Annotated in this window: 20 protein-coding genes; 12 read left to right on the plus strand and 8 right to left on the minus strand. The window is 74.5% G+C overall.

Features of this window, described 5'->3' with window-relative positions:
• Window positions 1-148 precede the first annotated feature (148 nt).
• From mbhE (Ae331Ps2_RS17605) to mnhG (Ae331Ps2_RS17635), 7 genes are read left to right on the plus strand one after another with little or no spacing between them, the layout of a single operon-like run.
• Window positions 149-2521 (plus strand): hydrogen gas-evolving membrane-bound hydrogenase subunit E, encoded by a 2373-nt coding sequence (gene mbhE, locus Ae331Ps2_RS17605; RefSeq protein WP_254849640.1) that lies wholly within the window; start codon window positions 149-151, stop codon window positions 2519-2521.
• Window positions 2518-3102, plus strand: coding sequence for an MnhB domain-containing protein (locus tag Ae331Ps2_RS17610; protein ID WP_020622060.1), 585 nt, complete (start codon window positions 2518-2520; stop codon window positions 3100-3102). Before mbhE (Ae331Ps2_RS17605) ends, Ae331Ps2_RS17610 begins: the two co-directional genes overlap by 4 nt.
• Window positions 3103-3122: 20 nt before the next feature.
• Window positions 3123-3557 (plus strand): Na(+)/H(+) antiporter subunit C, encoded by a 435-nt coding sequence (locus tag Ae331Ps2_RS17615; protein ID WP_043276360.1) that lies wholly within the window; start codon window positions 3123-3125, stop codon window positions 3555-3557.
• Window positions 3558-3562: 5 nt separating this feature from the next.
• Window positions 3563-5194, plus strand: a complete 1632-nt coding sequence (locus Ae331Ps2_RS17620) for a Na+/H+ antiporter subunit D (protein ID WP_086002254.1) — start codon at window positions 3563-3565, stop codon at window positions 5192-5194.
• A complete protein-coding gene (locus Ae331Ps2_RS17625) occupies window positions 5191-6000 on the plus strand; it encodes a Na+/H+ antiporter subunit E (protein WP_075307667.1) in 810 nt (269 codons plus the stop codon). Before Ae331Ps2_RS17620 ends, Ae331Ps2_RS17625 begins: the two co-directional genes overlap by 4 nt.
• On the plus strand, window positions 5997-6263 hold the full coding sequence (locus Ae331Ps2_RS17630; protein ID WP_020622056.1) for a monovalent cation/H+ antiporter complex subunit F: 267 nt from the start codon (window positions 5997-5999) through the stop codon (window positions 6261-6263). The genes Ae331Ps2_RS17625 and Ae331Ps2_RS17630 overlap by 4 nt, the downstream gene beginning before the upstream one ends.
• Entirely contained in the window at window positions 6245-6703 is a 459-nt protein-coding gene (gene mnhG, locus Ae331Ps2_RS17635; protein WP_337819525.1) for a monovalent cation/H(+) antiporter subunit G, read from the plus strand. The genes Ae331Ps2_RS17630 and mnhG (Ae331Ps2_RS17635) overlap by 19 nt, the downstream gene beginning before the upstream one ends.
• Here mnhG (Ae331Ps2_RS17635) and mnhG (Ae331Ps2_RS17640) read toward each other — a convergent pair.
• From mnhG (Ae331Ps2_RS17640) to mbhE (Ae331Ps2_RS17665), 6 genes are read right to left on the minus strand one after another with little or no spacing between them, the layout of a single operon-like run.
• Window positions 6631-7011, minus strand: coding sequence for a monovalent cation/H(+) antiporter subunit G (gene mnhG / locus Ae331Ps2_RS17640; RefSeq protein ID WP_083695688.1), 381 nt, complete (start codon window positions 7009-7011; stop codon window positions 6631-6633). The two genes, mnhG (Ae331Ps2_RS17635) and mnhG (Ae331Ps2_RS17640), sit on opposite strands and share 73 nt — an antisense overlap.
• A complete protein-coding gene (locus Ae331Ps2_RS17645) occupies window positions 7008-7280 on the minus strand; it encodes a monovalent cation/H+ antiporter complex subunit F (RefSeq protein WP_226358826.1) in 273 nt (90 codons plus the stop codon). The genes mnhG (Ae331Ps2_RS17640) and Ae331Ps2_RS17645 overlap by 4 nt, the downstream gene beginning before the upstream one ends.
• Window positions 7277-7681 carry a Na+/H+ antiporter subunit E gene (locus Ae331Ps2_RS17650; protein ID WP_051050016.1) on the minus strand — a complete coding sequence of 135 codons (405 nt, stop codon included), beginning with the start codon at window positions 7679-7681 and terminating at the stop codon, window positions 7277-7279. Before Ae331Ps2_RS17650 ends, Ae331Ps2_RS17645 begins: the two co-directional genes overlap by 4 nt.
• Complete coding sequence (locus tag Ae331Ps2_RS17655; protein ID WP_075307665.1) at window positions 7678-9207, minus strand: monovalent cation/H+ antiporter subunit D family protein; 1530 nt, start codon at window positions 9205-9207, stop codon at window positions 7678-7680. The genes Ae331Ps2_RS17650 and Ae331Ps2_RS17655 overlap by 4 nt, the downstream gene beginning before the upstream one ends.
• Window positions 9204-9518, minus strand: coding sequence for a sodium:proton antiporter (locus Ae331Ps2_RS17660; RefSeq protein ID WP_020622050.1), 315 nt, complete (start codon window positions 9516-9518; stop codon window positions 9204-9206). Before Ae331Ps2_RS17660 ends, Ae331Ps2_RS17655 begins: the two co-directional genes overlap by 4 nt.
• Entirely contained in the window at window positions 9515-12253 is a 2739-nt protein-coding gene (gene mbhE, locus Ae331Ps2_RS17665) for a hydrogen gas-evolving membrane-bound hydrogenase subunit E (RefSeq protein ID WP_075307663.1), read from the minus strand. Before mbhE (Ae331Ps2_RS17665) ends, Ae331Ps2_RS17660 begins: the two co-directional genes overlap by 4 nt.
• A 189-nt stretch (window positions 12254-12442) precedes the next feature.
• On the opposite strand from mbhE (Ae331Ps2_RS17665), the gene Ae331Ps2_RS17670 reads away from it, so the two are divergent.
• From Ae331Ps2_RS17670 to Ae331Ps2_RS34290, 3 genes are read left to right on the plus strand one after another with little or no spacing between them, the layout of a single operon-like run.
• Entirely contained in the window at window positions 12443-12967 is a 525-nt protein-coding gene (locus Ae331Ps2_RS17670; protein WP_020627369.1) for a gamma carbonic anhydrase family protein, read from the plus strand.
• Window positions 12964-13644, plus strand: coding sequence for a uracil-DNA glycosylase (locus Ae331Ps2_RS17675; RefSeq protein ID WP_086002420.1), 681 nt, complete (start codon window positions 12964-12966; stop codon window positions 13642-13644). The genes Ae331Ps2_RS17670 and Ae331Ps2_RS17675 overlap by 4 nt, the downstream gene beginning before the upstream one ends.
• Before the next feature lie 10 nt (window positions 13645-13654).
• Window positions 13655-14008, plus strand: coding sequence for a DUF1707 domain-containing protein (locus tag Ae331Ps2_RS34290; RefSeq protein ID WP_371335636.1), 354 nt, complete (start codon window positions 13655-13657; stop codon window positions 14006-14008).
• 71 nt (window positions 14009-14079) lie between these two features.
• On the opposite strand, the gene rpmB is transcribed toward Ae331Ps2_RS34290, so the two are convergent.
• Window positions 14080-14271, minus strand: coding sequence for a 50S ribosomal protein L28 (rpmB, locus tag Ae331Ps2_RS17685; protein WP_020627372.1), 192 nt, complete (start codon window positions 14269-14271; stop codon window positions 14080-14082).
• Window positions 14272-14428: 157 nt separating this feature from the next.
• Between rpmB and Ae331Ps2_RS17690 the strand changes: the two genes are divergently transcribed.
• Together Ae331Ps2_RS17690 and recG are read left to right on the plus strand one after the other, a co-directional pair.
• Window positions 14429-16174, plus strand: coding sequence for a DAK2 domain-containing protein (locus Ae331Ps2_RS17690; RefSeq protein ID WP_075312150.1), 1746 nt, complete (start codon window positions 14429-14431; stop codon window positions 16172-16174).
• Entirely contained in the window at window positions 16175-18355 is a 2181-nt protein-coding gene (gene recG / locus Ae331Ps2_RS17695) for an ATP-dependent DNA helicase RecG (RefSeq protein WP_075307661.1), read from the plus strand.
• A gap of 4 nt (window positions 18356-18359) precedes the next feature.
• On the opposite strand, the gene Ae331Ps2_RS17700 is transcribed toward recG, so the two are convergent.
• Complete coding sequence (locus Ae331Ps2_RS17700) at window positions 18360-19016, minus strand: hypothetical protein (protein ID WP_020626593.1); 657 nt, start codon at window positions 19014-19016, stop codon at window positions 18360-18362.
• Window positions 19017-19116 lie beyond the last annotated feature (100 nt).

Below are 19116 nucleotides of genomic sequence, written 5' to 3' on the forward strand. Positions count from 1 at the left end.
GTCCGGTTGCGCCGATAGGATGACCTCGGCGTCGTCGCCGCGTCCCCTCCGGTGAGCGTGCGGCGGCCTCTTCCGGCGCTCCCCGTGTCCGGCCGTGACGTGAGCGGAACCGCTGGTCCGAACGACCCCGTGACCCCAGGAGGTGTCGGTGCTCGCCGTCGTGGCCGCCCATCTCGTCCTGGCGCTGTGCCTGCCCGCACTCGCCCGGTACCACCGGCGGCTGGCGTTCGGCGCAGGCGCCGCCCTGCTCGCCGCCACTCTCGTGTGGACGACGGCGCAGGCCTCGACCGCGCTCTCCGGCGGGGTGACCGACCGCATCGAGTGGGCCCCCGAGCTGGGGCTGACGCTGAGCCTGCGGATGGACGCGCTCGCGATCGCGATGATCGTGCTCGTCTCCGGCGTCGGAGCGCTGATCATGATCTACGCGGCCTGGTACTTCGGGCCGCGCTCCACCGACGCGGCCCGCTCCGCGGCGCTGCTGGTCGCCTTCGCCGGGATGATGCTCGGCCTCGTCCTGGCCGACGACCTGCTGACCCTCTACGTGTTCTGGGAGCTGACGTCGCTGACGTCGTTCCTGCTCGTCGGACAGGGCGGCCAGTACCGGGAGAACCGGCGTGCCGCGGTGCAGGCGCTCGTCGTCACCGTCTTCGGCGGGCTGGCGATGCTGCTCGGGATCGTGCTGCTGGGCCAGCTGGCCGGCACCTACTCGATCCCGGAGATCACCGCGGCCGCGACCTCCGGCACGCTCGCCCCCGACAGCCCGGTCGCGCTCTCGGTCTCGCTGGTGCTGATCCTGCTCGGTGCGCTGACCAAGTCCGCGCAGCTGCCGTTCCACCCGTGGCTGCCGTACGCGATGGCCGCCCCGACGCCGATCTCGGCGTACCTGCACGCGGCGTCGATGGTGAAGGCCGGGGTCGTGCTCGTCGCGCGGCTCGGGCCCGCGTTCTCGGTGCACCCCGTGTGGTGGGCACCGGTCATGGTGCTCGGTCTCGCGACGATGGTGCTGGGCGGCTGGCGCGCGATGCGCCAGACCGACCTCAAGCGGCTGCTGGCCTTCGGCACCGTCTCCCAGCTCGGGTTCCTCATGGTGCTGTTCGGGTCCGGCTCGCGGGTCGCCGGTCTCGCCGGCATCGCGATGCTGCTGGCGCACGGCCTGTTCAAGGCGCCGCTGTTCATGGTGGTCGGGGCGATCGACAAGGCCTGCGGCACCCGTGACCTGCGGGAGCTGTGCGGGCTCGGACGCCGCCGGCGCGGTCTGGCCGTCGTCGCCACGCTCGCCGGGCTGTCGATGGCGGGGCTCCCGCCGATGCTCGGCTTCGTCGGCAAGGAGGCCGCGTTCGAGGCGTTCGTGCTCGAGGGCGGCGTCCGTGGCTGGATCACCGCGATCGGCCTCGTCGCGGGCTCGCTGCTGACCGTCGCCTACACCGCACGGTTCCTGTGGGGGGCGTTCTCCACCAAGGGGCTGCACCCCACCGGTGGCGACCCGGTCCCGCTCGGCCTGTCCGGCCCGGCCTGGCTGTGCGCGCTGACCGGGATCGCGGCCGGGTTCGCCGCGCCGCTGGTCCAGCAGCTCGCCGCCTCCTATGCCGCGTCGCTGCCCCCGGTCGGCGACGCCTACGCCGCCCGCTACGAGCTGGCCCTGTGGCACACCCCGGGGCTGCCGCTGCTGTTCACCGGGGTCGCGCTGGTCGGCGGACTCCTCCTGCACCGCTACGGGCAGCCCCTGACCGGGCACCTCTCGGTGCCGCACGTGTCGGCGCAGCGGGGGTACGAGGCCGTCGTGACGGGGCTGGAGCGCTCGGCGATCGCGGTCACCGGCCGGCTCCAGATCGGGTCGCTGCCGGTCTACCTCGGCTGCATCCTCGCGACCCTGATCGCGCTGCCCGGCCCGGTCATCGCCGTCACCGGGACGTGGCCGACCGACCAGGCCCCGTACCACTCGATCATGCAGGTCCCGGTCGGACTGATGGTGATCATCGCGGCGATCGCGCTCTGCCTGGCGCACCGCCGGTTCACCGCGGTGCTGCTGGTCGGTGCCGTCGGCTACGGCATCGGCGGCCTGTTCGTCATCGACGGCGCCCCCGACCTGGCACTCGCCCAGTTCCTGGTCGAGACGCTCACCCTGGTCGCGTTCGTCTTCGTGCTGCGACGCCTGCCCGCCCACTTCGACGAGCCGGACACCGAGCGCCGCGTCCGGGGCCCCAAGGCCGCGGTCGCCGCGGTCGGCGGCCTGCTCGTCGCCGGGATGGCCGTGATGCTCTCGGGGGCCCGCACCCTGCCGCCCGCCACCACGGAGCCGTTCATCGCGGGCGCACCGGAGGCCGGCGCGACCAACCTGATCAGCGCGATCCTGGTCGACTTCCGCGCACTCGACACGGTCGGCGAGATCACCGTGCTGCTGATCTGCGCGTCCGGCACCGCGAGCCTGGTGCTCGCGACCCGGTACGACAAGAGGCAGAACGGCAAGGTCGTGCGCAGCGGCTCGGGATCGCCCAAGCACGAGAAGGAGGTGCTCGGATGACGACCTCGCAGGAGAAGCCCGCGTCCCCGGCCGGGGACGCCGAGAGCTGGGCCAGGATGGACCAGCCCAGCGGCCGATGGATGCTCACCGGCACCTGCCCGGACGTCCGCGAGCGGACCCTGGTGCTGGAGTCCGCGGCCCGGCTGCTGTTCCCGGTGGTGCTGGTGTTCTCGGTGTTCCTGCTGCTGGAGGGCCACTACGGTCCCGGCGGCGGGTTCTCCGGCGGCCTGGTCGCCGGGCTCGCGTTCGTGCTGCGCCACATCGCAGGCGGCGACGACAACCTGGGCTCCCGGTTCCGGATCCGCCCGCCCGTGCTGGTCGGCACCGGACTGATCATCGCGGTGCTCACCGCGCTGGCCCCGGTGGCCTGGGGCGACCCGGTGCTCGCCTCGGTCAAGTGGACGATCACCTTCGGTCCGTTCGGCTACCTCGACATCGTGAGCAGCCTGCTGCTCGACGTCGGCGTCTACCTGCTGATCATCGGCGTGGTGCTCGACCTGCTGCGCTCGCTCGGGTCCGGCATCGCCCGCGACGCCCGCGAGGCGGGCGAGGACCTCCCGCGCGGGGGTGGCCCGAGGTGAACACCACCATCAACCTGAGCATGGCGATCGTGCTCGCGGTGCTGTACTCGGTCGGTTTCTACCTGCTGATGCAGCGGTCGCTGATGCGCATCCTGATCGGCATCGTGGTGCTCGGGCACGGCGCGAACCTGCTGCTGCAGGTCTCCGGCGGACCGCCCGGGCGGGCCCCGATCCTCGACGCGGTGCTCCCCGAGCAGATCGCCGACCCGCTCCCGCAGGCGCTGGCGCTGACCGCCATCGTCATCACCTTCGCCCTGACCACGCTGCTGCTGGCGCTGGGCTACCGCTCCTGGGTGCTCGTCGGGCACGACGAGGTGCAGGACGACGTGGAGGACCGCCGCATCGCCGACCGGCAGAAGCCCAAGGGCGCGATGGAGGAGGGCACCGCGGACGAGACCGACGCCGAGCCCGAGGACACCGCCGACTCCCACGAGCTCGAGGAGGGCCGCAAGTGACCCCGCTGCAGGCCCTGGTCACGCTGCCGGTGCTGCTGCCCATGCTGGGCGCCGCGACCAGCGTCGTCGTCAGCCGTCGTGCCTCGGCCCAGCGTGTCATCGGCGTGGTGACCCTGGCGCTGGTGTGCGTCGTCGGCGCGGTGCTGCTGGTGGCCGCGGACACCTACGGGCCGGTCGTCGCCGAGCTCGGCGGCTGGCCCGCCCCGATGGGCATCGTGCTCGTCGCCGACCGGATGTCGGCGCTGCTGCTGCTCATCTCCTCGGTGGTGACGCTCGCGGTGCTGGTCTACGCGATCGACCAGCGGATCTCCGACTACGGCCGGGAGACCGCCAGCACCACCTTCCACCCGATCTTCCTGCTGCTGTCGACGGGTGTGTCGCTGGCCTACCTGACCGGTGACCTGTTCACGCTGTTCGTGGCGTTCGAGATCATGCTGGCGTCGAGCTACGTGCTCATCACCCGGCGGACGTCGGCGTCGCGGATCCGGTCCGGCATGACCTACGTGATCGTGTCGCTGACCTCGTCGCTGCTGTTCCTGACCGCGGTCGGGCTCGTCTACGCCGCCACCGGCACGGTCAACCTGGCCGACCTCGCCGGGCGGATGGGCGCGCTGCCGGAGGGCCTGCGCGCGGTGCTCGCCCTGGTCCTCATCGTGGTGTTCGGCATCAAGGCGGCGATCGTGCCGCTGCACTTCTGGCTGCCCGACAGCTACCCGAACGCTCCCGCCCCGGTCACCGCGCTGTTCGCGGGCCTGCTCACCAAGGTCGGCATCTACGCGCTGCTGCGCACCCAGACCCTGGTGTTCCCGCAGGACAGCCCCTCGACGCTGCTGCTGGTGATCGCCGCGGTGACGATGGTGGTCGGCGCGCTCGGCGCCGTCGCGCAGGACGACCTCAACCGGCTGCTGTCGTTCCTGCTGGTCAGCCACATCGGGTTCATGGTGTTCGGGCTGGCTCTGCACACCCCCGACGGCATCGCCGGGACCGGGCTCTACGTCGTCCACCACATCACCGTGCAGGCGACGCTGTTCCTGGTCAGCGGGCTCATCACCCGGCGGACCGGCACCGTGTCGATCTCCCAGATGGGTGGGCTCGCCCAGCAGGCACCCCACCTGGCCGTGCTGTTCGCGATCCCGGCGATCACCCTGGCCGGGCTGCCCCCGACCTCGGGCTTCGTCGCGAAGCTCGCGTTGCTGCAGGCCGGTGCGGGCGCGGGCCTCGCCGGGGAGCTGGTCGCCGCCGTCGTCGTGCTGGCGAGCCTGCTGACCCTCTACGCCGTCGCCCGGGTCTGGGTGCGGGTCTTCTGGGGCGCCCCGAAGGAGCCCCTCGCCGACGACGACCCGAACGACGAGCTCGTCGTCGGGACCGCGCGCAGCGCCCGCGGCATGTACGTCGGCGCGTCCACGCTGGTCGTGGTCAGCGTCGCGATCGCGGTGTTCGCCGGCCCGCTGTCCGGGGTGACGGCCAGGGCCGGGGTGGACCTGCACGACCGGACCGGCTACACCGCCGCCGTCCTCGGGCCGGGCGCCGACCCCGGGGGTGACGGGACCATCAGCGCGAGCGGACGGTCCGGTGACCTCGCCGGGGACACGACCGTGCGGACCGCGGCCGGCGACACCCCGGAGGTGACCCCGTGAGCGAGCAGACCCCGAGCCGCGGTGGCGCGGGCACGACCGACGGCCCGGACCCGCAGGGCCGCCCCGACGGCGACGACCGCGAGGACGCCGTGCTCTCCTCGCCGGAGGCGCGCCGCGAGGCCGAGATGGGCGCGGCCGAGGTCGGCGAGCCGCCGGAGCCCGACCACGCCCGCACCCCCGCCCGGGTGCCGCCACCGGTCCCCGACACCGTCGCCGAGCCGATGGGCGGGTCCGCCCGCGGCGGGAGCGTGCGCCGGCGGATCCCGCAGGTGCTCGCGCTGGCGCTGGTGTGGGTGCTGCTGTGGGGGAGCGTGTCCGCGGCCGCGATCGTCGGCGGTCTGCTCGTCGGCCTCGCGGTGACGGCGATCTTCCCGCTGCCGCTGCTGCCCGAGCGGCTCCCGTTCCGCCCGTGGAAGCTGCTGCGGCTGCTGGCGTTCCTGGCCTCGGACCTGGTCGTCTCCGGGATCCGGGTCAGCATGGTGACGCTGCGGCACGGGCCGCGCGCCCGGTCCGGGATCGTCGGGCTACCGCTGTGTACCGGCTCGGACCGCACCGCGACGACGATCGTCGCGGCCTGCGCGCTGTCCCCGGGCAGCTTCACGCTGCAGATCGACCGGGCCCGGCGTCGCTGGTACGTCTATGCACTCGGCCTGCACCGGCCCGGCGCCGTCGAACGGCTCCGCCGGGACATGATGCGGCTGCAGCTGCGGGTGATCGACGCCGTCGGCAGCCAGGAGGACCGGGACCGGTGCGCCGCCGCCGTCGCCGCGGTCGCCGCCGGGGACACGGGGAGGAACGACCGGTGACCGTCGTCCACACGCTGGTACTGATCATGTTGACCGCCGCGGGGGTGCTGACGATGTGGCGGCTCCTGAAGGGCCCCACGACGCTGGACCGCATCGCGGCGCTGGACGTGTTCGTCGTGCTGATCGTGGCCGCGGCCGCGGTGTACGCGGCGATCTACTCCGACGGGTCGAACATCCCGCTGCTGGCCGCGGTCGCGCTGATCGCGCTGGTCGGCTCGGCGACGGCGGCCCGCCTGGTCGAACGATGGGAGCGGCACCGCTGATGGGCCTGCACGACGTGCTCGACGTGGTCTCTGCCGCACTGATGCTCGCCGGCGGGCTGTCCTGCCTGCTCGGTGCGCTCGGGCTGGTCCGGCTGCCGGACCTGCCCGCCCGGCTGCAGGCCACCACCAAGCCGCAGACCCTCGGCCTGCTGCTGATCCTGCTGGGCGTCGCGGTCAACCTGGAGTTCGAGAACTCCTCGACGCTGATCCTGGTCGTGCTGTTCCAGGTGCTGACGGCGCCGGTCATCTCGCAGGTGGTCGGGCGCTCGGCCTACCGCAGCGGCGCGATCGACCGGGACGCGCTCGTCGTCGACGACCTGGGGGAGGACATCGACAGCGACGCGCGCGCCCGGGAGGTGCGGACGGTTCAGCCGTCGTCGCCGGAGCCGGGGTCGTCCTCGCGCAGCGTGGACGGGGTCGACGGGGCCCCGGACCGGTAGGCGGCGTGCCCGATCGCGAAGCTGGCGATCGGGATCGTGAACAGCTGCAGTGCCACGGCCACGCCGAGGGTGAGCAGCACCCCCGGTTCGGGCACCAGGATCGCGACCCCGACGAGGATCGCGACGATCCCGAGCCCGGCGGCCTTGGTGACGGCGTTCGTGCGGTTGTAGACGTCGGGCAGGCGCACCAGGCCGACCGCGCCCGCCGCCACGAGCAGGACCCCGGCACCCAGTACGACGCCGCCGATCGCGTTCTGCACGGGCCCGCCGGTGAGCACGGTCCCCAGGCCGGCGTCGACGCCGCTCATCTGCGAGCCCCCTTCTCCGCCCAGATCAGCCGGGCCACGGCGACCGTGGTCAGGAACCCGACCAGCGTCGCGACGACGACGAGGTCCAGCATCGCGACCGAGCCCAGCCGCAGCGCCAGCAGCGCGATCAGCCCGACGACGACCACGAAGCCGTAGTCGACGGCCAGCCCGCGGTCGGCGTCGGTGGGCCCGGCCAGGACCCGCCAGACCGCGACGAGCAGGCCCAGGGCCAGCAGGACGATCCCGGCGTCCAGCAACAGGGTGCTCACGGCGTCTCCTCCGGATCGCGGTCGACCACACCCGGGGTGGGGCGGCGCAGGAACGCCAGCAACCGGTCCTCCATCTCGTGCACGCTCGCCCGCAGCTGCTCCGGGTCGGACGCGTGCATGCCGTGCACGAGCAGCTCCGGGCTGCGCGCGCCGGTGGTCAGGTTCAGGGCGAGGGTGCCGGGCGTCAGGCTGAGCAGGCTCATGATCGACGCGATCTCGACCATGCTCCGCGACCGCAGCCGGACCCGGACCACCGCCGGGTCGATGCCGTGCCCGGGGGTGAGGACCTCGCGGAGCACGACGGCGTTGGCGCGGAGGAACTCGCCGGTGAACCACAGCAGGAACCCCACCGCGGCGCGCAGGCGCCCGCCGCGCCCGGGTGCACGTCGGCGGGTGGTCACGGCGCCCCCACCGCCCCGACGTAGGCGGCGGTGTCGGCGAGCCCCTGCCCGGCGACCGTCGAGAGCGCCAGCAGCGGCTCCGCCCACAGCCCGAGCAGCAGCGACAGCGCCCCCAGCGCCAGCGCCGGGACCCCCGCGCGGACCGGGACCGCCACGGCGACCACGGTGCCCGCACCGCCCCCGGGGTCCGGTGCGGGGGCCTCGCCGCCCCAGAACGCGCCGTTCCAGATCTTGAGCATCGACAGCAGGGTGACCACGCTGACCGCGACGGCGACGACCGCCGCGGCGACCATGCCGGCCTCGACCGCGCCGAGCACCAGGGCGAACTTCGCGACGAACCCGGACAGCGGCGGGATCCCGGCCAGGCTCAGCGCCGACACCGCGAACGCGACCGCGGTCGCCGGGTTGCGGGCGGCGAGCCCACCGAGCCGGGACAGCGTGTCGGTGCCGGCGTACTGCTCGACGGCACCGGCGACCATCAGCAGCGCCGCCTTGCCCAGCACGTACTGCACCAGGAAGTAGATCGCGGCGGCCAACCCGGCCGGGGTGGAGATCGCCAGGCCGAGCACGATGTAGCCGATCTGGCTGACCATGTGGAAGGTCAGGATCCGGCGCATCCCGCCGGCGCCGACCGCGCCGAGCACCCCGACGACCATCGTCAGCAGCGCCGCCACCAGGACGACCGGCAGGAAGCGCGGGTCGCCGTCGTAGACGAGGGCGTAGATCCGGAACAGCGCGTACACACCGACCTTGGTCAGCAGCCCGGAGAACAGCACGGTGACCGCGGCCGGCGCGGCGGTGTAGGCCCGCGGCAGCCAGTTGTGCAGCGGCACCAGCGCGGCCTTCACCGAGAGCGCCAGCAGGATCACTGCGGTCGCCGCGGCCAGTGCCGGGTCGGTCACCGCGCGCCCGGCGAGGTCACCGAGCTGCACGGTCCCGGCGACGCCGTAGACCAGGCCGAGCCCGGCGAGGAACACCGTCGAGGCCAGGAGGTTCACCGTCAGGTACAGCCGCGACGCCGCGATCCGCTCCGGGCCACGGCCGGTCGCGATGAGCACGTAGCTGGGGACGAGCATGACCTCGACGAACACGAACAGGCTGAACAGGTCCGCGGTGAGGTAGGCGCCGTGCACCCCGGCGAGCAGGAGCAGCGACTGTGGCAGGAACGCCCGGTCGGTGTCGGAGCCGGTGACCGCGGCGAAGGCCAGGCAGGCGATCCCCAGCACCCCGGTGACGGTCAGCATGATCGTGCCGAACGCGTCGGCGGCCAGCGGGATCGCGATGCCCGCGGGCCAGTTCCCGAGCCGTTGCACGATCACCGCGCCGTCCGCGGTGGCCGCCAGGAGGACCGCCGACACCGCCGTCGACACCACGAGCGCGGTGAACGCGACCACCCGGCGCGCCGTCATCGGCAGCAGGAACGGTCCGCCCCCGCCCGGTGGGCGCGCGGTGAGCAGGATCAGCAGGCCCGCCGCGGCGAGCGGGACCAGGATCGGTACGACGACGAGCGCCTCGAGACCGGTCACCGGGGCTCGTCCTCCTCGGTGTCGGCGGTGCCACCGGCCTTCAGCAGGGCCAGCAGGTACACCGTGATCGCGAAGGCGATCACGATCGCGGTGAGCACGAACGCCTGCGGCAGCGGGTCAGCCATCTGCGCCCGGTCCTGCTGGCCCAGCAGCGCGGGCTCGCGGGTCGCCATCCCGCCCGCGGAGATGATCAGGACGTTCACCCCGTGGCCGAGCAGCACGAACCCGAGCACCGTGCGCAGCAGCTCGCGCTGCAGCACCAGGTAGACCCCGCCCGCGACGAGCACGGCGACGACGACCGCGGCGGTCACTCGGAGCTCCCCAGCACGGAGCCGGTGCGGGCGCGCCCGCCGATCCGGTCGGTCGCGGCCACGATCAGCCCCACCACCATCAGGTAGATCCCGAGGTCGAACACGAACGACGACAACAGCACCCCGCCGGGCAGGTACACCGGCGTGAGGAACGGCAGCCCCAGCGGGTACACCGCGATCCCGGTGAGCAGGCTCAGCAGCAGCCCGGACCCGACCAGCGGCTCGGGCCGCAGCCGCAGTGCCCACGCGTTGCCGCGGTGGGCGAGCCGCAGGAACACGATCGCGACGCCGCCGACCAGCGAGGAGATGAACCCGCCGCCGGGCTCGTCGTGGCCGCGCCAGAGCAGGAACAGCGACATCAGGAGCATCAGCGGGGCCAGCACCCGGCTCGCGACCCGCATGACGATCGTGTCGGCCGGGCCGTCGGTGGCGACGCGCTGCCGCGGGCTCGCATCGGCCCCGGCCTCGCCGCGGCGGATCAGCACGAGCAGGCCGAGCGCCGCGGCCCCGACGACGACGGCCTCACCGAAGGTGTCCATGCCGCGGAAGTCGACGAGGATCGTGTTGACCACGTTGGTCCCGCCGGTCGCGGCCTCCGCGGTGTCGAGCAGGTACCCGCCGACCGGCGACGGCGCGCGCCGCCCGGTCAGGACGTAGGTCGCCGCCCCCAGCGACAGGCCCGCGGCCAGTGCGGCCACCGCGGCCGGGACCCGCCGCCACCGCGCCGGGCGGCGCAGCCGGACCCCGCGTCCGCGCAGCACCAGCACCGCGACGACCGTGGTCAGCACCTCGACCAGCAGCAGCGTCATCGCGACGTCCGGGGCGCCCGCGAGCAGCAGCCACAGCGCCGTCGCCAGCCCACCGAAGCCGGTCAGCGCCAGTGCCGCGGTGACCGAACGGGTCGTCACGGCCCCGGCGACGGTGGCCGCCACGAGCACGACGACCACCCAGTCCAGCGGACGGGTCACCGGCCCGGGGAACGGTGCCGGTGCGGGCAGCGCCACCCAGGCGACGACGGCGAGCACCGGCAGCGCCAGCACCGGGCGGACCAGGACGGCGGCGGGGGAGGGGTCGGTGTCGGGCCGCCCCACCCGGGCGCCGAGGTCGAGCACCCCGGCCCGGATCCGGTCGAAGACCGCGGCGCCGTCGGGCACCGGGAGCCGCTCCAGCGCCCGGTCGACGCGGCCGCGCCAGTGGAACAGCGCGAGACCGGCGGCGACGGTGAGCACCGACAGCACCAGGGCGGTGCCGAACCCGGGCCAGAGCACGAACGTGACCGGCTCCGAGCCCGGGTCGAGGTCGCGCGCGGCCCGGTCGGTCAGCGGGTTGAGGACCCGCACCGCCGGCCCGAGGACCAGCCCGAGCAGCGCGGCGACGGCAGCCGGTGCGAGGAACGCCCACGACGGCTCGTAGAGGCCGGGCTGGGTGAGCCTGCCGCCGAACGCGCCGTGCACGATCCGGGCGGAGTAGGCGAAGGTCAGCGCCGAGGCCACGACCGCGACGGCCGCCGCGACCGGCCCGGCACCGGGCGCGAAGTCGGCCTCCAGGAAGCCCTCGTAGAGGTTCTCCTTGGACACGAACCCGAGCAGCGGCGGCACCCCGGCCATCGACAGCGCGGCGACCCCGGTCAGTGCCGCGGTGACCGGCATGACCTTCCACAGGCCGCCGAGCTCGCGGACGTCCCGGCTGCCCGCCTCCTTGTCGATGATCCCGACCAGCATGAACAGGGTCGCCTTGAACAGGGCGTGGGCGAAGGTGTGCAGGACCGCCGCGGACAGCGCGTAGGACGTGCCGACGCCGATCGCGGCGGTGAGCAGGCCGAGCTGGCTGACCGTGGAGTGGGCGAGCATCGCCTTCAGGTCGTGCTCGCGCAGCGCCAGCACCGCGCCGACGACGGCCGTCGCCAGCCCGAGCGGGACGAGCACCGCCGACCAGGCCACCGACGGCACGTAGATCGGGGTGAACCGCATCAGCAGGTAGATGCCCGCCTTCACCATCGTCGCGGCGTGCAGGTAGGCACTGATCGGGGTCATCGCGACCATCGCGCCGGGCAGCCAGAAGGTGAACGGCAGCTGCGCGGACTTCGTCGCCGCGGCCAGGATCAGCAGCGCCCCGGCGGGCAGGGCCAGGGGGCTGGTGAGCACCGCGCCGGGGTCGGCGAGCACAACGTCGAGGCTGGTGCTCCCGGCCGCGACGCCGATCATCACCACCGCCCCGAGCAGGGCGAACCCGCCCATCGCCGTCACCACGAGCGCGCGGCCCGCCGGCAGCGCCGCCGCCGGACCGGCGGTGTTGATCAGCAGGAACGACAGGACGGTCGTGAGCTCCCAGAACACGTAGAGCAGCACGAGGTCGTTCGCGGTGACCAGGCCGATCATGGCGGCGGCGAACCCGGTGAGCAGGCCGTAGACCGTGCCGATCGGGTAGTACGCCTCCAGGTAGCGCGGGCAGTAGGCCATCACCAGCGCGCCCACGCCCAGCACGATCGTCACGAACAGCAGCGACAGGCCGTCCATGCGCAGGCCGAAGGAGACGCCCAGCGACGGCATCCAGGACACGCCCGCGGTGGGGACCTCCCCGCGGACGACCTCTCCGGCGGCGGTGTTCGCGTACACGGCCAGCGCGGCGAGACCCGCGGCCAGCGGGTAGCCGGCGTTGCGGCCGAGCAGCCGGGCGAGCACCGGGGCGAGCAGCGCCAGCGCGACCGCCCCACCCAGGGTGACCAGGGGGATCACCGGGCAGCGCCTCCGTCCAGGGGGCCGGGGGTGCCAGGCACCCTGATCATGACTCGGGAGCTTCTACCCGTTCGACGGGGTTTCCACACCGAGGTTTCCGGTCACTCCACCCGGTTGCGCCGCGCACGGTTTCCCGGGGTGGGTGGGCCCCCGGCGTGGCGGTCCGCGGGGGCTTCGTACCCTCCCGGTGTGCCTCTGTACGCGCTCGGTGACGCCGAACCGGACATCCACCCGACCGCCTACGTCCATCCGGACGCCGTCGTGATCGGCAACGTGACGCTGGGCCCGGAGTCCACCGTCTGGCCGACCGCGGTGCTGCGCGGCGACGACGGCCGGATCGAGGTCGGCGCCCGCAGCAGCATCCAGGACGGGTCGATCATCCACACCACCCTGCAGCAGCCGACGATCATCGGGGACGAGGTGACCGTCGGGCACAACGTGCACATCGAGGCGGCCACCATCGGCAACCGCGCGCTCGTCTCGTCGGGCTCGGTGGTGCTGAACGGGGCGACGGTCGGCGAGGGCGCGGTCGTCGCCGCGGGCGCGGTCGTCTCCCCGAAGGCCGACGTGCCCGCGTACCGGATGGCGCTGGGCGTACCCGCCCGCGTCCGCGACGGCTACGAGGTGCCCGCCGACCGCTGGCGGTACGCCGTGGAGTCCTACGTGGACCGGGGCCGCCGGTTCGCCTCCCAGCTGCGCCGGTTGGAGGGCTGATGGCCAAGCCGCTGCACGAGGTCGTCGAGGCCGGGTGGGCCAGGGCCCTGGAGCCGGTCGCCGAGACGATCACCGCGATGGGCGAGTTCCTGCGTGCCGAGATCGCCGCGGGCCGTCGTTACCTGCCCGCCGGGGCGAACGTGCTGCGCGCGTTCCAGCAGCCCTTCGACGACGTCCGGGTGCTGCTCGTCGGCCAGGACCCGTACCCGACCCCGGGGCACGCTGTCGGGCTGTCGTTCTCCGTCGCCCCCGGGACCCGGCCGCTGCCGCGCTCGCTGCAGAACATCTTCCGCGAGTACACCGAGGACCTCGGGCACCCGGCGCCGAGCTCGGGCGACCTGACCCCGTGGACCGAGCAGGGCGTGCTGCTGCTCAACCGGTGCCTGACCGTCGCACCGGGAGAGCCGGCCTCGCACCGCAACAAGGGCTGGGAGGAGGTCACCGAGCAGGCGATCCGCGCCCTGGTGGCCCGCGACGCCGCGCCGATGGTGGCGATCCTCTGGGGCCGCGACGCCCGCAACCTCGCGCCGCTGCTGGAGGACGTGCCGACGATCGAGTCGGCGCACCCGTCGCCCATGTCGGCCGACCGCGGCTTCTTCGGGTCGCGGCCGTTCAGCCGGGCCAACGACCTGCTCGAGGAGATCGGCGGGGAACCCGTCGACTGGAAGCTGCCCTAGGCTGGACCGGGTGGACGACCCGGGGGACATGCGCATATCGGACGCCGACCGTGAGGCGGCGGCCCGCCGGCTGCACGACGCCCTCGGTGAGGGCCGCATCACGCTGGCCGAGCTGGAGGAACGGCTCGACGCGGTCTACGCCGCCCGCGTCGCCCGGGACCTGCGGCCGCCGCTGGCGGACCTGCCCGAGGGCGGCACCGCCGACGTCGACGGCACGAAGGCGTCCTGGGGCGAGGTGAAGACCAAGGTGCCCTCGACGCCCGGGGCCGCCGGGCCGCACGTCGTGGTCCACGGCAAGGTCGGCATGGGGTCGGTCACGGTGCGCGGTCCCCGCCGCAGCTGGTGGCGGTCCATGGTCGAGTGAGCCGCCCCGGGAACGACGAAGGCCCGGTCCCCAGGGGACCGGGCCTCGATCGTGGTTCGGGTCTCGCGCACTCAGACGCGGGTCACCTTGCCCGCCTTCAGGCAGGAGGTGCAGGCGTTGATCCGACGGCGGTTGCCGCCGTTGATCGCGGCGCGCACCGTCTGGATGTTGGGGTTCCAGCGGCGGTGGGTGCGGCGGTGCGAGTGCGAGACGGACATGCCGAAGCCCGGACCCTTGCCACAGACGTCGCAGACGGCAGCCACGTCGGACACTCCTCGGGTTGACGAACAGATTCACGAACAGATTCTCGGCACGGACGTGCCGAGGCTCGGCCTTCAAGTCTAGCCACCCCCGTGTCGCGACCGGCGCGCGGGGCCGTCCCGCGGCACCGGGGGCCGCCGCGCACCTAGTGTGGTGCCCGTGGCCTCGCCGTTCGACCCCGCGCTGCTGCGCCGTTGGATCGACGCCGCCGCCGAGCGGCTCACCGCCGGGCGGGCCGAGATCGACCGCATCAACGTCTTCCCGGTCGCCGACCACGACACCGGGTCGAACCTGCTGCTGACCGCCCGCGCGGCCGCCTCGGCCCCGCTCGACGGGGACGCGGCCGAGGACGTCCGACCGGTGCGGGCCGCGTCGGCCCTGGCCGCGGCCGCCGTGCGCGGAGCCCGCGGGAACTCCGGCCTGATCCTGTCCCAGCTGTTCCGGGGCCTGGCCGAGGAGCTGGAGGCCGCGGCGGCACGACGCCCGAACACCCCCGCCGGTGAGCTGCTCGCCGGGGCGCTGCGGCGGGCGGCGGCGCTGGCGGCCGTCGCGGTGTCCGCGCCGCGTCCGGGGACCGCACTCACCGTGCTCGACGCCGCCGCCGCGGCCGTCGCGGCGCGGGTCGCCGCCGGTACGGCGTCCGGGCCTGCGTCCGAGCCCCTGGTCCCCGGTGCGACGCCCACCCGGGTCGCCGGCCCCGCCGACCCCGCGGACCCCGCCGACGCGGGACACGGGACGGACGCGGGACACGGGACGACCGTCGCCCTCGCCGAGGCCGCGCGCGTCGCGGCGGACGCGGCGCGGGCCGCGCTGGCCCGGTCCACCGGGCGCCCGCCGGAGCTCGTGCGGGCCGGGGTCGTCGACGCGGGCGGGCTCGGCCTGGTCGTCGTCCTCGACGCGCTGGTCGCCGCGGCCGGCGGTGATCCGGCGCCGCCGCCGTCGTCGCAGGTGGCGGGGCCTGGTCCGGCCTCGACGGTCACCGCCGACGGCGAGCTCGTGCCGTGGGTGCCCCAGCCGGTCTACGAGGTCACCTACTGGCTGCCCGCCCCCGACCCGGCGGCGGTGGAGACGCTGCGCGCCCGGCTCGCCGGGCTCGGGGACTCGGTCGGCCTCGCCGGCGACGGCGGCGGCGGCGGGGTGATGGTGCACGTCCACACCACCGAGGCCGGGCCCGCGGTCGAGGCGGGGCTCGCGGCGGGGCGCCCGTCCGGGATCCGGATCGAGGCGCTGCCGCCGGCGCGGCCGAGTCGGGACCGCGCCGTCCTGCTGATGATCGAGAGCAGCGGGGCCGGGGCGCTGGCCCGGGCCGCGGGTGGGAACGTGCTGGTCGCCGACCCGGACCCGACCGTCGACGAGGTCCTGGCCGCGATCCGGGCGACCGGTGCGGAGCACGTCGTGGTGCTGCCGTGCGCGACGCACCGGCGCACGGTCACCGAGACCGCGGCCGAGCGGGTGCGGTTCGAGGGCATCGACGTCGTGGTGGTCCCGGCGAGCTCGGTGCTGCAGGGCCTGGCCGCGCTCGCGGTGCACGACCCGGCCCGTCGCGCCCCGGACGACGTCGTCGCGATGGCCGAGGCCGCGGCCGCCACCCGGACCGGTGGGCTCGCCGTCGCCGAGGCCGAGGCGCTCACCTGGGCCGGTCCCTGCCGTCCGGGGGAGATCCTCGGGATCTCCGACGGCGAGGTCGTGCTGATCGCCCCGGATCTCGCTGTCGGTGCCCTGTGGTTGGCTCACCGCATGCTCACTCCGGGTGGGGAGCTGGTGACCGTGCTGCTCGGCGCGGCCGCCCCCGACGAGCTCGGGGAGCGGCTCGCCGAGGACCTGCGCCGCACCCACCCGGAGGTCGACGTCGTGGTGCACCGGGGGGAGCAGGGCGACTACCCGCTGGTGCTGGGAGTGGAGTAGATGGACGACGGGTTCGACCTCGACAGCCGGCTCGACGGGCCGCTCGGGCGCAAGGCCGCCGACGCGCTGGCCCCGCTCGGGCTGGAGACCGTCGGCGACCTGCTGCGGCACTACCCGCGCCGCTACGTCGACCGCGGCAGGCTCACCGAGATCGCCGGTCTCGTCGCGGGGGAGCACGTCACGGTCGTCGCGCAGGTCGCGCGGGCCGAGCTGCGGGACATGCGCAACCGGCGCGGGAAGATGCTCAAGGCCGTCATCCGGGACGAGAAGGGCGGCGAGCTCGACGCCACCTTCTTCAACGGCTGGAAGCTGCAGGGCTTCATCAAGCAGGGCGTCGTCGGGGTGTTCTCCGGCAAGGTCGGGGTGTTCAACAACCGGCTGCAGCTGACCCACCCGCAGTTCGAGGAGATCGAGGAGAGCGACTCGCTGCGCCCGTTCCTGTCGGTCTACCCGGCGAACGCCAAGGTGACCTCGCAGGCGATCGCGCGGTCGGTCCGCCAGGTGCTGGACCAGATCGACGACCCGACCGACCCGCTGCCCGAGTCGCTGCGCGAGCGGGAGAAGCTGCCCGAGCTGGGGCGGGCGCTGCGGCGCATCCACGTCCCCGAGACCGAGGCCGACCTCTTCGCCGCTCGGCACCGCCTGGTGTGGGACGAGGCGCTCGGTGTGCAGCTGGCGCTCGCGCTGCGCCGGGAGGCCACCGTCGCGCGGCCGGCCCCGGTGTGCCCGCGCCGCGACGACGGCCTGCTCGCCGCGTTCGACGCGAACCTGCCGTTCCCGCTCACCGAGGGCCAGCAGGAGGTGGGTGAGCAGGTCGCCGCGGACCTCGCCCGGGAGCACCCGATGAACCGCCTCGTGCAGGGCGACGTCGGCGCGGGCAAGACGATCGTCGCGCTGCGGGCGATGCTGCAGGCCGTCGACGCGGGCACCCAGGCCGCGATGCTGGCCCCCACCGAGGTCCTCGCCGCCCAGCACGCCCGCTCGCTGCGGGCGATGCTCGGCCCGCTCGGGCGCAGCGGCGAGCTCGGCGCGGCGGAGAACGCGACCGCGGTGACGCTGCTGACCGGGTCGATGGGGGCGAAGGCCAAACGGCAGGCGCTGCTCGACGCGCAGTCCGGGGCGGCGGGGATCGTCGTCGGGACCCACGCGCTGATCCAGGACACCGTCGGGTTCGCCGAGCTGGGGCTGGTCGTGGTCGACGAGCAGCACCGCTTCGGCGTCGAGCAGCGTGACGCGCTGCGCGCCCGCGGGGAGAAGGCCCCGCACATGCTGGTCATGACGGCCACGCCGATCCCGCGCACCGTGGCCATGACCGTCTACGGCGACCTGGCCGTGTCCGAGCTGAAGGGGCTGCCGAAGGGCCGTTCCCCGGTCGCGACGACCGTCGTGCCGCTCGCGGAGCACCCGTCGTGGATCGAGCGGGTCTGGCAGCGGATCCGCGAGGAGGTCGAGGCCGGTCACCAGTGCTACGTCGTGTGCCCCCGGGTCGGCGGTGCCGAGAAGGAGGGCGCCGAGAAGGAGGACACCGAGGAGCCCCCGCCGGACGACGACGGCGGCGAGGAGCGGCGCGCCCCGCTCGCGGTGCTCGACATCGCCCCGCTGATCTCCGAGAAGCTGGCCGGTCTGCGGGTCGGGATCCTGCACGGCAAGCTCCCGCCGGAGGAGAAGGACACCGTGATGCGGGCCTTCGAACGCGCCGAGCTGGACGTGCTGGTCGCGACCACGGTGATCGAGGTCGGCGTCGACGTGCCGAACGCGACCGGGATCGTGCTGCTCGACGCGGACCGGTTCGGGCTGTCCCAGCTGCACCAGCTGCGCGGCCGGGTCGGCCGGGGCAGCGCTCCCGGGCTGTGCCTGCTGGTCACCGACATGCCCGCCGCGACCGCCGCCCGCGAGCGGCTCGACGCGATCGCCGGGACCACCGACGGCTTCGAGCTGGCCCGGCTGGACCTGGAGCTGCGCCGCGAGGGCGACGTGCTCGGATCGAGCCAGTCCGGGTCCCGCTCGGGGCTCAAGCTGCTGTCGCTGCTGCGCCACGGCGAGGTCATCGAGAAGGCCCAGGTCTACGCCCGGCACCTGGTCGCCGAGGACCCGGGCCTGGCCGGCCACCCGCGGCTGCGGGCCCTGGTGGCCGAGACCCTCGGCGACGAGGAGCGGGCCGCCTACCTGGACAAGTCCTGACCGGTCACGGCCCGGGGAGCTCACCGCGGGCCGCGGCGTCGAGCCGGGCGCGGGCCGGGCGGGGCAGGTGCACCCGCCCGGACCGCTCGAGGCGGTCCAGCTCGGCGCGGGCGCGGCCGTAGGCGGCGAGCCGTTCTGGTTCGGAGTCGGAGTCCCGCGCCGTGGTCAGCAGCTTCACCACGCGCTCGACGGTGCGCCGCTCCTCGGGGTCCAGCCCGGCGAGCCGGATCCGGTCGGCGGCGTCCACCGCGGCGGTCCAGGCGCGGCGGGCGGCGTCGACGGCGCGCACGTGGGTCGCGGCGTGCGGCTCGCCCGGGTAGCCGTCGGTGTCCAGCGCCTGGGCCTCGGCGAACGCGTCGACGAACCGGGCGGTGGCCGCCACCGTGGTGTCCGACAGCGCCGGGCGGCGCAGCACGGCCAGCGGGTCGGCCTCGTGCGCGGCGAACTCGCCGCGCAGCCGCTGGAACTCGGCCCGTGCACGTCGCCACGCCTGCTCGGCGGCGACGGCGTCGGGCGACAGCGCAGGCCGCGGGACCGGTTCCGCCACCGGACCGTCCGCCGGGCCGCGGTCGGCGCGCAGCCGCCGGTAGGCGCCGACCACGGCCATCACCAGCAACGCCAGCGACAGGAGCTGGACCACCACGGTCAGCACCGGCACCACCGCCCCTCCGCCCCGGACCACCGTCCACGGTGCCCCAGGTGGGCGGATCGCGCCACGTGCCTCACGGAGCCGGGCGTCGTCCCGCTGGGTGGGCACCCCG

Source organism: Pseudonocardia sp. Ae331_Ps2 (genome assembly GCF_001932405.1).
Lineage (GTDB): Bacteria > Actinomycetota > Actinomycetes > Mycobacteriales > Pseudonocardiaceae > Pseudonocardia.